The organism is Prevotella amnii CRIS 21A-A, from assembly GCF_000177355.1.
In the GTDB taxonomy this organism is placed as follows: Bacteria; Bacteroidota; Bacteroidia; order Bacteroidales; family Bacteroidaceae; genus Prevotella; species Prevotella amnii.
This window is the reverse complement of record NZ_ADFQ01000016.1, coordinates 33,336-48,489: the sequence shown is the minus strand read 5'-3', so window position 1 is coordinate 48,489 and position 15,154 is coordinate 33,336. Positions and strand designations below refer to the sequence as shown.

Here is a 15,154-nt window from a genome sequence, read left to right as displayed (position 1 = left end):
TTTACTTTAGTTGCTTATTTATAATATAAAATGTTTTTTATTATAATGTTTTTATTGTCTTTTTTTTTCATTTCATCGACCCATTAATATTAATAGTACATTAATATCATTAGGACTAACTCCGGGTATTCTGCTTGCTTGTGCTAAAGTTTCGGGTTGTATACGCTCTAACTTCTGTCTGCATTCAGTAGAAAGGTCATGTATTTTGTTATAGTTAAAGTGCCCTTTTATCTTTATATTCTCTAAGCGGTGCATCTTTTCTGCAAAAATACGTTCACGTTCTATATACCCTTTATATTTCATTTTTATTTCGGTAGCCTCGATTATTTCTTCTTTTCTGTTAGTACATGTTTCTAAACATTCCTTTAAAGTAGGGAGAATGTTGGCCAAATCTGTTATAGTTACATTAGGTCTACCGATTAAATCGATTAATTTTGTAGTTCCCTTAATGGGAGAAGATCCTATTTTTTCTAACAAACTATTTACGTATTCAGGCTTTACAGTGTTATTATAAAAGAAGTTTTCTATGCGTAGAATATGTTCTTTTTTCTCTAACCACCAGTCGTAACGTTCACGTTTAGCTATTCCTAAAGTATATGCCTTTTCTGTTAAGCGAGCATCAGCATCATCTTGTCTGAGTAAAATGCGATACTCTGCACGTGAGGTAAACATACGATAAGGTTCATCAACACCTTTTGTAGTTAGGTCATCTATAAGCACTCCTATGTAACTTTCGTCCCTTTTCATTATAAAAGGCTGGTTATTACTGCATAAGTTAGCAGCATTAATGCCTGCTACTATTCCTTGTCCACCAGCTTCTTCGTAACCTGTAGTACCATTAACTTGCCCTGCAAAGAATAAACCTTCAATGATTTTAGATTCTAAAGAAGGTTTTAATTGGGTAGGATCAAAGTAATCATATTCAATAGCATATCCCGGTCTATATATCTTTGCATCGCTTAGAGCAGGAATTTGGTGTATTGCTTCTATTTGAATATCCCATGGCATACTTGATGAAAAGCCATTAAGATACATCTCGTTTGTATCAACTCCTTCAGGTTCAAGAAACAAAGGGTGTGATGATTTATCAGGAAAAGTTATAAGTTTAGTCTCTATAGAAGGGCAATAACGTGGTCCTGTACTCTGAATTTGTCCATTAAGTATAGGTGCTTCTGATAAACTATTACGTATGATTCTGTGTGCTTTTTCATTGGTATTAAATGTCCAACAAGGCATTTGAGGTAAAGAACGTTGTTTGCCAAAAAATGAGAATTGGTGGTAATCTGAATCGCCTGGCTGTTTTTCTGTATATTCAAAATGTACCGAGCGCTTATCTATACGTACAGGAGTACCTGTTTTCATGCGTGCTACAGTAATTCCCCAACGTGTTATGCTATCAGTAAAATTATGTACGGCAGGTTCTGATATTCGCCCTCCTTCTACTTGTTTATTTCCAATATGCATTAATCCGTTAAGGAAAGTTCCTGCTGTTATAATTACAGTACGTGCATACATATCTATACCCCAAATAGTTTTTACTCCTATAACTCTTTGTGCAGCTTCTTTAGAAGTGTTGCTCTTCTCTACAAGGAGTTCTGTAGCTTGATCTTGAAATATGTATAGGTTTTCAGTATTGTCTATTGTTTTCCTCCAATTATCAATATATTTTTGTCGGTCGCATTGTGCTCTTGGGCTCCAAACTGCTGGCCCTTTCGAACGGTTGAGCATACGAAACTGAATAGAGGAGGCATCAGTAATAAGTCCCATATACCCCCCTAGAGCATCAATTTCGCGTACTATTTGCCCTTTGGCTATTCCGCCTATGGCTGGATTACAGCTCATTTGGGCTATTTTGTTCATATCCATTGTCAGCAAACAGGTCTTTGCTCCCATGTTAGCAGCAGCAGTTGCTGCCTCGCAACCTGCATGCCCTCCACCTATAACAAGAACATCATATTGAAAAATCATTGTTTATACATTTTCTAATTTCTATGCAAAAGTAGGAAATTTAATCCGATTTCTTTTGTTTTCGCTTGGGTTAATCACTAAAATATAGTACTTTTGTACAGATTTTGTGCGTGGCAATACCAAGAAATTAGTATTTTATTACTATTTTGTTATATGCTTTTTGTGCAAATGTAATAAATAATAGCTTTTATAGCTTGTTATAATATAAATCTCCACAGTAAACGATAAAGAAATTCTAATAATTAAATAAAATCAAAATCAGTTCATTTATGTGGTTAATTAATTCACCAATTGGAAGAAAAGTGATAATGGCTGTAACAGGCTTTGCACTTATTCTATTCTTAACTTTCCACCTTTGTATGAATGTTGTGGCCTTTTTTTCTGGTGAGGGTTATAACATGGTGTGTGAATTTTTAGGTTCTAACTGGTATGCAGTTGCAGGAACAGTGGGGCTTGGAGCCTTGGCTGTAGTGCATATTGTGTATGCTTTTATCTTAACAGCACAGAATAGGCGTGCTCGTGGTAATGAACGTTATGCTGTAACAAGCCGTCGTCCTGAGGTAAGTTGGGCTAGTCAGAACATGTTAGTGTTAGGTTTGATCATCTTTATAGGTCTTGCTCTTCATCTTTATAACTTCTGGGGACATATGATGTTTGCAGAGTTAGCTAAGGTAGAGGTTGCTCATAGTCCTGCAGATGGTTTTGCTTGGATACAAGATACTTTTGCCAGTCCAGTTTATTCTATCCTTTATCTTATTTGGATTATTGCGATATGGTTTCATCTTTCTCATGGGTTTTGGTCGTCAATGCAAACCTTTGGATGGAGTGGTAAGATTTGGTTGAAGCGTTGGCAGTGTATAGGTTTAGTTTATGTAACTATACTTATGGCTATCTTTGCTTTTTTAGTACTTGCTTTTTGGTTAGGTTTTGCTCCTAGTATGTAAGTAGCTGTTATCCTAATTAATACCTAAGATCAATAAAAAGAAAAATTAAAGCATGAAATAAGATTATGACTAATCAAATAAATTCAAGGATTCCTGAGGGCCCAGTGGCCGAAAAATGGACCAATTATAAGAATCATCAACGTTTGGTGAACCCTAAAAATAAACTAAAGTTAGATATTATCGTTGTAGGTACAGGTCTTGCTGGTGCATCTGCAGCGGCATCTTTAGGCGAGATGGGATTTAATGTCTATAATTTTTGCATTCAAGATTCCCCTCGTCGTGCACACTCTATAGCAGCGCAAGGTGGTATTAATGCTACTAAGAATTATCAGAATGATGGTGACTCTGTTTATCGTTTATTCTATGATACGGTAAAGGGTGGCGATTATCGTGCTCGCGAAGCTAATGTTTATCGATTAGCGGAAGTTTCTAATGACATCATTGATCAATGTGTTGCACAGGGTGTTCCTTTTGCTCGTGAGTATGGTGGTATGTTAGCAAACCGTTCTTTTGGTGGTGCGCAGGTAAGTCGTACATTCTATGCTAAGGGGCAGACTGGTCAGCAGTTGTTACTTGGTGCTTATTCTTCGTTAAGTGCCCAGGTGCAAGCAGGAAAGGTTAAGCTATATACTCGTTATGAGATGGAAGATGTAGTTATAGTAGATGGTGCTGCTCGTGGTATTATAGCAAAGAATCTTGTAACAGGTAAGTTAGAGCGTTTTTCTGCAAATGCAGTAGTAATAGCTACAGGTGGTTATGGTAATGCTTATTTCCTTTCTACAAATGCGATGGGTTGTAATTGTACAGCGGCTATTCAGTGTTATCGTAAGGGAGCTTATATGGCAAATCCATCATACGTTCAGATTCACCCTACTTGTATTCCTGTACATGGTGATAAGCAATCTAAGCTAACTCTTATGTCAGAGTCTTTGCGTAATGATGGTCGTATTTGGGTTCCTAAAAAGCTTGAAGATGCTAAGGCTATTCAAGCAGGAACAAAGAAGGGGTCTGATATTCCTGAAGAGGATCGTGATTATTATTTGGAACGTCGTTATCCTGCTTTTGGTAATTTAGTGCCTCGTGATGTTGCTTCTCGAGCTGCAAAGGAGCGTTGTGATAAAGGTTTTGGTGTAAATAATACGGGTTTGGCTGTATTTTTAGATTTTTCTGAATCTATAGAACGCCTTGGTCTTGATGTTGTTTTGCAACGTTATGGTAATTTATTTGATATGTATGAAGAAATTACCAATGTTAATCCTGGAGAGGTTGCTAATGAGATAAATGGTGTTAAGTATTATAATCCGATGATGATTTATCCAGCTATTCACTATACTATGGGTGGTATTTGGGTTGATTATGAGCTGATGACTTCTATTAAGGGTTTATTTGCTATTGGTGAATGTAATTTCTCAGATCACGGTGCTAACCGTTTAGGGGCATCAGCATTGATGCAAGGTCTTGCCGATGGTTATTTCGTTTTACCTTATACTATTCAGAATTATTTGGCAGATCAGTCTCTTTGGGCTCATCTTTCTACCGATCTTCCTGAGTTTGATGAAGCAGAAAAGAAGGTAGAATCTGAAATGGATCGTCTATTGAGTATTAAAGGTAAGCGTTCTGTTGATTCTATCCATAAGGAGTTGGGTCATATCATGTGGGAATATGTTGGTATGGGTCGTACAGCAGAAGGTTTGCGTATAGGTCTTGATAAGTTGAAAGCTATACGAAAGGAGTTTGATACAAATCTTTTTGTTCCTGGAACTAAGGAAGGTTTGAATGTAGAACTTGATAAAGCTATTCATCTTCGTGATTTTATTCTTATGGGTGAGCTTGTAGCTAATGATGCTCTTTCTCGTAATGAGAGCTGTGGTGGACATTTTAGAGAGGAGTATCAGACAGAAGAAGGCGAAGCTAAGCGCGACGATGAGAATTTCTTTTATGTAGGTTGTTGGGAATATCAGGGCAATGATGAGACTGCTCCTATACTCCTAAAAGAGACCCTTGAGTATGAAGCAATAAAGGTACAAACACGTAATTACAAGAATTAATCATGGCAAAGACATTATCATTCACATTAAAATATTGGCGTCAGAGTGGTCCACAGGCAAAGGGATACTTTGATACCCGTGAGATGAAGAACATTCCAGACGACACTTCATTTCTTGAAATGCTCGACATTCTTAATGAGGAACTTATTAATGAAGGGCAAGAACCTTTTGTTTTCGATCACGATTGTCGCGAAGGTATTTGCGGTATGTGTTCGCTTTATATAAATGGGCACCCTCATGGTCCTGCAACAGGTGCTACTACATGTCAGCTTTATATGCGTCGTTTTAACGATGGTGATGTAATTACAGTAGAGCCTTGGCGTTCGGCAGCTTTTCCTGTAATTAAAGACTGTATGGTAGATCGTACTGCTTTTGATAAGATAATGCAAGCAGGTGGTTATACTACAGTGCGTACTGGTCAGGCTCAAGATGCTAATGCTATTCTTATTCCTAAGCAAGATGCCGATGAAGCTATGGATTGTGCTTCTTGTATAGGTTGTGGTGCATGTGTTGCCGCTTGTAAGAATGGTTCTGCAATGCTTTTTGTTTCTTCTAAGGTAAGTCAGTTTGCTTTACTTCCTCAAGGTAAGCCAGAGGCTGCAAAGCGTGTTAAGGCTATGATTGCTAAGATGGAAGAAGTAGGTTTTGGTAACTGTACTAATACTCGTGCTTGTGAGGCAGAGTGTCCAAAGAATGAGTCTATAGCTAATATAGCTCGCTTAAATCGTGAGTTTATTAAGGCTAAGTTGGCTGATTAAAAAAACTTTGTCTATAACAAAGACGAGGTGTTTTAACATTTTTTCTAATAGTATTTTATCCTATAGTTTGTATATCAAGCTATAGGATATTTTTTATTTTATAACTATTCTTTTTATCTATTCATTGAATATTGTGTGTTTTTTTACTAATTTTGTACACTTACTAAGCGTATAAATTAATAAAAATAATAGTAATGGCTGATAATAGACTTTCTGAAACCATAAAAAAGGTTTCTTATTCTTCTTATCATAAGCTTCCTTCTAAGGGAATATTTCTTTACATAAAGGCAGTTAAGGACGATAAAACTGTAGTTTTGAAAGCCTTAAAAGAAGAATTGCGTGATCGTGTTTTGTTTTGTAATGTCTTAAAAAAGGAATTTGAAATTTCTAAAAATCTTAGTCACCCTAATGTTGTTCGTTATAATGATATTGTTGAAACAGATGAATATGGTCTTTGTATAGAGCAAGAATATGTAGATGGTATTACATTGAAATCGTATTTATTAGAAGGGCATATTGATGACGATAAGATAGCTATTGTTAATCAGATAGCTTCTGCTTTGGAGTATATTCATGGACAAGGTGTTATACATCGTAACCTAAATACGTATAATGTTTTAATATCCACGCATGATAATGTAGCTAAGATAACCGATTTTAGTGTACTTTCGGTAGATGCTCTTAAGCCAGGTAGTGAAGCTATGCGTTTTATAGCTCCAGAACTAAAGGACGAAACAATAGCTGCTGATGCTTTAGTAGATATATATTCTCTTGGTGTAGTTATTAAATCTATGGGATTAACACTTGCATATAGTGAGCATATAAAACGCTGTTGTGCTTTTAAGCGTAGTGAGCGTTATGCTGATGTAGGCGAGTTTTTAGCCGATTTCAATAAATCAGGTTCGTCTATGTCTATGCCAAAGATTAGCGGTGGTATGGTAAAAGTGTTTGGATTAGTTATTATTCTTATATGTATAGTAATTGCCGTATTGTGTTTTAAAGATACGCTTTCCGTTGAGTTTGGTAAGATTAATTTATCTTCTTTATTTTCAAGAGATAAGGTAGAGGCTTCTGTTGATACTTTACAGGTTGATAAAAAGCCGAAGATAGAGGTAAGAAGAGATAGTTTTCCTACTACAGGAAAAATGGCTTTCTTAAAAACTATGAAGCCTGCTTTGTATAAGGATTTAGATGGTATTTTTTCTAAATTTGATAAGAAGGCTATGACGGTTGCTAATAAAACTAAGTTAAATGCACGTATAAAGGCTTATTATAAAGGTCTGATAGCTGCAAATGACACATTAGATAACGAGCAGCGTTTAGCACTTGATAATATTTTTGGTAATTATGTTAAAGCAAAAAAAGCTGCATTGAAGTAATTTAGGTTTCGCTCTGCTTTTGTAGTAAGTATGGCTGTAATAAGAGTGTTAGGTAATAGCAATAACTGAGCGGTTATTGTTAAATGATAGGCAAATATAGGTGCCTTGTAGGTCTTTTCTTTTATTGTTATAAAAGGTAATGTAAAGAAACAAGGCAATGTTATACTTGTTGTTTAGTAAAATTGTAATATGTTGTAAATGAGTACACTTACAGATAACTGCGACAAAACAAGGAAATTTATCACAGAGCATCTTACTGATAATATTCGCTCTTTAGCTCTTAAAGCTAATACTTATAAAGATATTAATATTTCTTTCGCACTTGATCAGATTGCTGGTTGGCAGAAAGCTTGCATAAAGTTGCCATCATGGGCAAATATTCAGGGTATTATTTATCCAAAGCATATTTCTTTAGAGCAGTGTTCCAGTGAGGTTACTGCCACGTATAAGTATCATCTTGTTAGACGTATTATTGGTAACTGTGATAGAGAAAAAGTTACTTTGTCTACCTCTTTGCTCGATCTTACTGGTGGTTTTGGCGTAGATTTCTCTTTTATGGCTCGAGCTTTCGACAAAGCAGTGTATGTAGAGCAGCAAGAAGAGTTGTGTGAAATAGCACAATATAATTTTGATCTTTTTCATTATGAGCGTACCCTCATAGAGATTGTTAATGCCGAATGTATTAACTATTTACATATAACAGATCCTGTTACTGTTATTTTTATCGATCCTGCACGTCGTGATTATAATGGTGGTAAAACGGTGTTTATATCCGATTGTAGTCCTAATATTATTCCCATAGAGGAAGAGTTGCTTTTAAAAGCACAGTATGTAGTAATTAAATTATCACCTATGCTCGATTGGCATAAAGCTGCGACTGATCTTTGTAGTGTGGGTGATGTTGTACGAGAAGTACATATTTTATCGGTAAAAAACGAGTGTAAGGAACTTCTTTTAGTTCTGCAATCTGAAGAAAAAGCGAGGCTTTTAGGGCTTTCACCGTCAAATATAAATATATTTTGTGTAAACGATGATCAGGTAGTAAGTTTTTCTATCGAAGAGGCTAAAAATGCTGTTTTACGCCTTTTTACCGAACAATTGCAGATAGGTATGTATCTTTATGAACCTAATTCTTCGTTGATGAAAGCAGCTTCTTTTGGTGTTATTACTCAAAAATATCCAGTATATGCTCTTGCTCCTAACTCTCATTTATTTGTTTCTTTCGATGAAATCGCTAATTTTCCTGGTAGATCGTTTGTAATAACAGGTTTTTCTTCGTTTAATAAAAAGAGCCTTAAACGCTTTTTATCTGGTCTTTCTAAAGCAAATATAGCTACTCGAAACTTCCCCCAAACTGTTAGTGAGCTGCGTAAACGGCTTAAATTAAGCGAAGGTGGTAAGGATTATTTATTTGCTACCACGCTTATTAACGGTGAGCATTATATGATAAAGTGTGCTAAAATATAGCTTTTAAATATACAAAAACGCATCAATCTTGCTTATATCTATAACTGTCTGTATGTTAATGGAATATCTTTTTGTTTGAAAAATAGGTTATTTTTGATATAAAAATAGATTAAAAATACTACAAAAATAAATTATTTTTTAATTCGGTATTTTACTTATAGCAATAAAAAAGGTATCCTTTTCTTTTCTTTAAGAATACCTTTTCTTTTTCTTTAATTGTACTTTGCTTATTATTATGGTATAATATTTCTTTTAAGGATGTTGTTATATCAGTTTCTTTTATAATTAGTAAAAATGTCTTTATATTTACTGTTTATACGTTTTCTCGATATATTTATTTGCTCAATATTTATGATTATAGCGAGTAAATAGTTAGTTTTGTTTAAATAAATTACATATCGAAGAGATTAGGCTGCATAGGATTAGCAGATTGATAATTGCGCCCAAGATGTTCATAAGCCAGTTGTGTAGCAACACGTCCACGTGTTGTTCGTTTAATAAATCCTTCCATTATGAGAAATGGTTCGTATACTTCTTCTACTGTTCCACTGTCTTCTCCTATAGCAGTAGCAATAGTAGAAACTCCAACAGGGCCACCTCCAAACTTATCGATGATGGTAAGTAATATTTTATTGTCTATTTCATCAAGTCCGTATTGATCGATGTTAAGTGCTTGTAGAGACATTGTGGCTATGTTTGGAGTAATTGTTCCGTTGCCTTTTACTTGTGCAAAGTCGCGTACACGGCGTAATAAAGAGTTGCATATACGCGGTGTGCCACGTGAGCGAAGAGCTATTTCTTCTGCAGCTTCGTCTATTATAGGTACCTTTAGTAGTGCAGCCGATCGTTTAATAATGCGTTGAATAGTTTCTGCGTTATAATATTCTAAGTGCATATTTATACCAAATCGTGCTCGTAATGGTGCTGTAAGTAACCCACTTCTTGTAGTAGCTCCTATTAAAGTAAATGGGTTAAGTTCTATCTGTATGCTGCGTGCAGATGGTCCTTTGTCTATCATTATATCAATGCGATAATCCTCCATGGCAGAGTATAGGTATTCCTCTACAACAGGTGATAGGCGATGTATTTCATCTATAAATAAAACATCATTAGGCTCAAGACTGGTAAGAATGCCAGCTAAGTCGCCCGGCTTGTCAAGTACAGGTCCTGATGTTATTTTAAATCCTACTCCAAGCTCATTAGCAATAATATTGCTTAATGTGGTTTTGCCTAATCCGGGAGGTCCATGTAGTAGGGTATGATCTAAAGGTTCTCCTCTATATTTAGCAGCTTCTACGAAGACACTAAGGTTTTCTACTACCTTGTCTTGTCCGCTAAAGTCGCTAAACTTCAGTGGTCGTAGCGCATTTTCAAAATCTTTTTCAGCCGATCGTAATCGTTCTTCTCTTATATCAAAATCTTCAGTCATCTATATTTGGTTAATTATAATGTGATATAATCATATTTTGCAGCGAATAATCCTTCACTTCTTAAGTTCTCTTTAATAGTCTTAATGGCAAGTTCCGACTGATCTATCCCTATCCATTTCCTGCCTAAGCGATTAGCAGCTTTTAGAGTTGTACCTGAACCTGCAAAGCAATCTAATACAATAGAATTTATTGATGAAGATGCTTTGATAATAAAATGTAAAAGGTCTTCATTCTTTTGGGTAGGATAAATAGGATATTGAGGATCTTTAAAATCCCAAATATCTTGCGCTTTTTTCCCTATTCTATCGTCTGCATAGTTTATTTTGCGTGGATTCCCATTGCTTGACCATTCTATTAATCCTTTTTTATCCAATTGTTCTAATTCCTCAATAGAAGTGCGCCAATGTCTCCCTTTAGGAGGGTATATGCCTTTAAAAGGAAGTGAGGTTTTGCCTTTAGTTTCTCCAGGAGCGTGAAGAGGAACCGTGGTATATCTCCTGCCATTTGCATCTATCTTATTATAGCGTTTGATTATTTCATCTTCAGAATATTCAAATATAGGATTATTCCATATAGGATTATCTCCTTTAGTATAAAAAAGAATCATATCTTTTATGTTACCGTATCCTATTTTTTGAAAATTTTTAGGATTACATTTTATGCGAGTGATGTCATTTCTAAAGTTTTCTATACCAAAAATACTATCTAACATCACCTTTATATAGTGTCCAATTTTGTAGTCTATATGTAGATAAAACGACCCTTTATCTGATAATAATAGGTATAAGAGTTCTATGCGTTTTCTTATATATGTTAAATAGTTTCTCCCTTTTAGCGTGTCAGTATAAGCAATATTAGCATCATTCGATTTACTAATAGTAGCAACTCTTCCTCCAGAGTCTATGGAAAATGTCCCTCCAGTAGCAAAAGGAGGGTCTATATATATAAGATCTATTTTTCCTTTATAGCCTTTATCTAAAAGGAGCTGTAGACCATCAATATTGTTACCTTTTATAAGTAGATTTTTCATAAGTTTAAAGAGAGTAAACAAAGTCTTTTAATAACAATGCACTCATTATATTAAGACTGTTGGTTGTAATAGTTGTATACATTTTCTTTCTACTTTTTATATATAGGACACCATCTAAAATAGCTACTTTTATGACATCTTTATTTGTTGGAGTATTAAGTGTTGTTATTGCATCTAAGAACTGATCGTTTTGGTGTCCACCTTCATCTGTAATGAATTTAGCCTCACCTATGATATATTTATTTTTGCGTTTAGCAATGAAGTCTAACCCTTTATTTCTATTATAGCCTAAATATTTATGTGCAAATTCTTTTAAAGATTGGTCTGTTCCTTTCAGAATAGCAAAGTCTTTTGCATTTAAGAAAGCATCTTCTTCAATAGGTAAGCAGCCTAAAGTACCAGAGTTTAACCAGTTTGTAAATAGTGGTCCTATCTGTCTGTTAGTCTCTTTTGGTTGTGTACATCTTTCATATAGTTTATCAAGTCCTAATTCTCTAATACGTCCACAAATTCTATTGACAGTTAGTGGATTCATTTCTACTGCTGATTTTTCATGTTTAAAGAAAGAAACATAACTATCTTTTATAGGAAACAGCTTTAAATTTAATAAAGATTTGAAAAGTTCTACGTTATTATAAGACTTGTAATATTCCTCAATATCATGCCAAATGTCCTTATTTATTTCACGAATAGAGTCAGGACTTAGAGGATATACAGAGAATAACTGGTCTAAATAATCTTTTTGTTTAGCTAACTCAATACTATATTTTGTGAAAATATTCATTTGCTATAGTTATGTTTAATTGAAAGTCAAAGGTACAAAAAAAAACTCAAAATGAGTATTATACGAGTATTATACATGTTTATAGTATACATATATGGGAAAAAATGTCTACTTTTGCACACATAATCATTCACCTATTTTATTTAGATAAACTGTGAGTATAAGTAAGAAACTTTTGTATCGTGAGATCATCGATTATGTAATGATAGCCGTAGGTATGATGTCATATGCTATAGGTTGGGCTATTTTTTTATTGCCAAATAATATTGGTAATGGTGGGGTAGCAGGTCTTTCATCTATTATTTATTGGGGTACAGGTACACCTATTACCTACACTTATTTCTTAATGAATGTTGTTTTATTAGCAATAGCACTCAAGGTTTTAGGTTGGCGCTTTTGTGTTCGTACTATTTATGGTGTAGTAACGTTAACTATTTGCACATGGCTTGTGAGGCATTTCTTTCCTCATCCAATGATTCTTCATTCACAACCTTTCATGGTAACTATAATAGGAGGTCTGTTCTGTGGTGTTGGTGTTGGTTTTGGATTGGCATTTAATGGCAGCTCAGGAGGGTCTGATATTGTAGCTGCAATGGTTAATAAGTATCGTAATATTTCGTTAGGGCGTGTTATCTTGTTAGTAGATATTATTATAGTAACGCTTAGCTATCTTGTTTTACATGACTGGGAACATGTTATTTATGGATATATAACATTGTTTACTATAGCCTTTGTTGTAGATCAGGTTGTGAGTGTAGGTAGGCAGTCGGTACAGTTTCTTATTATATCAGAACGTTATGAAGAAATAGCAGAGAAGATATCAGGTGGTGCAATACCACGCGGTTGTACTTTTCTTGATGCAGAAGGCTATTATACAGGTCATAAAACAAAACTTATTCTTACGGTAACGCGCAAGAGAGAGGCACCAGCAATGTATAGATTAGTAGATGAAATAGATCCGCATGCATTTGTAACACAAAGTCAGGTAACAGGTGTTTATGGTAATGGTTTTGATCGTTTAAAGGTTAAACATAAAAAGAGGTCTTTAAAGCAAAATAAAGAGTGAAAGTGTATGTTAGCGTTTTTATAGACGTAGCTTTTTAATAGTTTTGGCAAAATGATGTTCTAAAGCGTTATATATTATACATTTCTTCTTATATTTGTTGGAGCAATAATAATTTTATAAGTATGTTAAAAGTATTACTTCAATTATGGTGGACACAAAAGAGGCGCACCTTCGATTGGAAGAAAATGGGTATATTGATCTATTTTTTCTTATGTATAGTGATAATGATAGGTGGTTTCCTTTTTGAGGTAAATGCTAATATCACTAAGATTTTACACGATAGAACATTACAAATAGCAGCTGTTCCCATTGCATTGGGGAGTATTCCTATTTGCCTTATGTCAATGTTTATGATGAAGATAGAGGAGAATGGTATGGATAATGCTATCAAATCTCGTCCTATATCAAAACTAACGTGGGGTCAGTTTATCGTAGCTTCGAGTGTAATAGATTATTGGACAGCCTTTCCACCCATACTCACAGGTATAGTGGCTTGCCTTATTATGCCTATTGGGTATGCTCTATTAACCTTTGTTTTGGCATATATCCTTAGTACAACGATGGCACTTTTTGTTACTAGTGTGCGTTTATCCAATAATTATCTCTTAAGAATTGCTACTTGGATAGGCTTTGTTTGTTTCCTTATGTTTATTACATTTGTAATGATATTTGGCATATCGATGCTTACAGAGGTAGCTTTAGCCTTTGAGATAGGTATTATTACAGTGTTATATGCTTGTAGCTTGTTTGTTTTTATTTATAATTTAGATAATTATAATGAGCAAAAAGAGTATAAAAGAAGTAGTAGGAAAAATAGTAAGGTAGGGCGTTTTACGATGGAATGGGCTGCTTTATGGCGTACAAAACGTTTTAAAAATCCCATTATTTTATTTCTATTGTTATTTACAGGAGATCTTTATCTGCTGGTAAATCTAAATGAAACAGATATGGGTTGGTCAGCTATGTCAAGCTATTATTTATTCTTTATTTTTATTATTCTTTACGCTCCATTTATGTTGGGGCAGTTTATGTTAGGCATAGAAGCAAATTTTATCGACGGACTCTTTACTAAGCCTTATGTACTTGAGGAGCATTTAAACACGAAATATTACTTTTTTATGTGCTTAAATGTTGCTTCTTCGTTGTTATTGTTACCTGGTGTATTCTTTAATTTATGGAGATTAGACCTTATAATAGTATCTGTAGTCTTTAGTTTTGCCGTCGATCTGTTGCTATTTATTACTTGTTTAAAATCGAAGAGGATAGATCTTTTCTCCAGTGGGTTCTTTAATTATCAAGGTGCTAATATGGGTTTTAATGTATATGGATTAATGCCTATTATAGGAGTAGTGGTCTATATAGCCCTACTAACAATGCTTCCGTCCTTTTATATGGCAGAGGCTGTCCTGTGTATGATAGGTGTTTTAGCCTTCATGTTTCACAAACGAGTTATTAAAATGTTAGTAAATAGATTTATGAAGCAAAAGTATGCCCGCTTAGAAGAGTTGAGAAAGTAAGAAAATAAACGACTAAAAAATACGACAAACGATGGAAATTCAGATTAGTAACCTTAAAAAGCAATATGGTGATAATACAGTATTGGATATAGAAGCCTTAACAATCCAAAGTGGGGAGTTGGTGGGCTTAGTAGGTAATAATGGTGCAGGCAAAACTACTTTGATGCGTCTTATGCTCGATTTAATACAGAGTACAGAAGGTGAGGTGCTTATATCAGGTAATAAAGTATGTGATACAGATGTATGGAAAAATTGGGTTGGCTCTTTTATAGATGGTAGTTTTTTGATTGATTTTTATACACCAGAGGAGTATTTTGAATTTATTGCTAAGGTATATCATATCCAAGAGCCTATTCTTAAACAGCGTTTAGCTGAATTTTATGATATAGATAGGGGTGAAATACTTGGTACAAATAAGCTAATTAAAGATTTTTCGCAGGGTAATAAGCAAAAGATAGGTATTATAGGTGCAATGATAATTGCCCCTAAAGTGTTGATATTAGATGAACCTTTTAATTATTTAGACCCTTCGTCTCAAATCTTTGTAGCTAAAAAAATACAGAATATTTGTAGCGAAAATGGTACAACAGTACTTATATCCAGTCATAATATTCAGTTTATAGCAGATATTTCTACTCGCATTCTTTTACTTGAAAAAGGGAAAGTGGTTAATGATATTAGTCATAAAGATGGTAATATACTTAAGGAAATTAATGAGTATTTTGAGCAAAAGTAGTTTTATTGTTTTTATAAAAAAAACTTT

12 protein-coding genes are annotated in these 15,154 nt (G+C 34.4%); 8 read left to right on the top strand and 4 right to left on the bottom strand.

The features are described 5' to 3' along the window. Nucleotides 1-72: 72 nt before the first annotated feature. A complete protein-coding gene (mnmG, locus tag HMPREF9018_RS01870; protein ID WP_008447245.1) occupies nt 73-1,968 on the bottom strand; it encodes a tRNA uridine-5-carboxymethylaminomethyl(34) synthesis enzyme MnmG in 1,896 nt (631 codons plus the stop codon). Between the two features lie 269 nt (nt 1,969-2,237). Between mnmG and HMPREF9018_RS01865 the strand changes: the two genes are divergently transcribed. From HMPREF9018_RS01865 to HMPREF9018_RS01840, 5 genes are all read left to right on the top strand, one after another. Continuing rightward, a complete protein-coding gene (locus HMPREF9018_RS01865) occupies nt 2,238-2,912 on the top strand; it encodes a succinate dehydrogenase cytochrome b subunit (RefSeq protein WP_008447333.1) in 675 nt (224 codons plus the stop codon). A gap of 65 nt (nt 2,913-2,977) precedes the next feature. Continuing rightward, nucleotides 2,978-4,960: a fumarate reductase/succinate dehydrogenase flavoprotein subunit gene (locus tag HMPREF9018_RS01860; protein ID WP_019036309.1), complete on the top strand. Its 1,983-nt coding sequence runs from the start codon at nt 2,978-2,980 to the stop codon at nt 4,958-4,960. Nucleotides 4,961-4,962: 2 nt separating this feature from the next. Beyond that, a complete protein-coding gene (locus tag HMPREF9018_RS01855; RefSeq protein WP_008447174.1) occupies nt 4,963-5,718 on the top strand; it encodes a succinate dehydrogenase/fumarate reductase iron-sulfur subunit in 756 nt (251 codons plus the stop codon). A gap of 194 nt (nt 5,719-5,912) precedes the next feature. After that, nucleotides 5,913-7,097: a protein kinase domain-containing protein gene (locus HMPREF9018_RS01850; RefSeq protein ID WP_008447244.1), complete on the top strand. Its 1,185-nt coding sequence runs from the start codon at nt 5,913-5,915 to the stop codon at nt 7,095-7,097. A 198-nt stretch (nt 7,098-7,295) separates the two neighbouring features. After that, nucleotides 7,296-8,564: a THUMP-like domain-containing protein gene (locus HMPREF9018_RS01840; RefSeq protein ID WP_008447292.1), complete on the top strand. Its 1,269-nt coding sequence runs from the start codon at nt 7,296-7,298 to the stop codon at nt 8,562-8,564. 391 nt (nt 8,565-8,955) lie between these two features. Here HMPREF9018_RS01840 and ruvB read toward each other — a convergent pair whose 3' ends face one another. Genes ruvB through HMPREF9018_RS01825 form a run of 3 tightly spaced genes read right to left on the bottom strand, consistent with a single transcriptional unit; the run spans nt 8,956 to nt 11,808 of the window. Continuing rightward, on the bottom strand, nt 8,956-9,993 hold the full coding sequence (ruvB, locus tag HMPREF9018_RS01835; protein ID WP_008447295.1) for a Holliday junction branch migration DNA helicase RuvB: 1,038 nt from the start codon (nt 9,991-9,993) through the stop codon (nt 8,956-8,958). A gap of 14 nt (nt 9,994-10,007) precedes the next feature. Beyond that, complete coding sequence (locus HMPREF9018_RS01830) at nt 10,008-11,024, bottom strand: site-specific DNA-methyltransferase (RefSeq protein ID WP_008447183.1); 1,017 nt, start codon at nt 11,022-11,024, stop codon at nt 10,008-10,010. A 4-nt stretch (nt 11,025-11,028) separates the two neighbouring features. Beyond that, on the bottom strand, nt 11,029-11,808 hold the full coding sequence (locus HMPREF9018_RS01825) for a type II restriction endonuclease (protein WP_008447274.1): 780 nt from the start codon (nt 11,806-11,808) through the stop codon (nt 11,029-11,031). 202 nt (nt 11,809-12,010) lie between these two features. On the opposite strand from HMPREF9018_RS01825, the gene HMPREF9018_RS01820 reads away from it, so the two are divergent. The 3 genes from HMPREF9018_RS01820 (at nt 12,011) to HMPREF9018_RS01810 (ending at nt 15,127) form a co-directional block, all read left to right on the top strand. Next, nucleotides 12,011-12,874, top strand: coding sequence for a YitT family protein (locus tag HMPREF9018_RS01820; RefSeq protein ID WP_019036315.1), 864 nt, complete (start codon nt 12,011-12,013; stop codon nt 12,872-12,874). A 122-nt stretch (nt 12,875-12,996) separates the two neighbouring features. Then, nucleotides 12,997-14,391, top strand: coding sequence for a DUF5687 family protein (locus HMPREF9018_RS01815; protein ID WP_039864000.1), 1,395 nt, complete (start codon nt 12,997-12,999; stop codon nt 14,389-14,391). Between the two features lie 31 nt (nt 14,392-14,422). Next, nucleotides 14,423-15,127 carry an ATP-binding cassette domain-containing protein gene (locus tag HMPREF9018_RS01810; protein ID WP_008447338.1) on the top strand — a complete coding sequence of 235 codons (705 nt, stop codon included), beginning with the start codon at nt 14,423-14,425 and terminating at the stop codon, nt 15,125-15,127. The last annotated feature ends 27 nt before the right edge of the window (nt 15,128-15,154 follow it).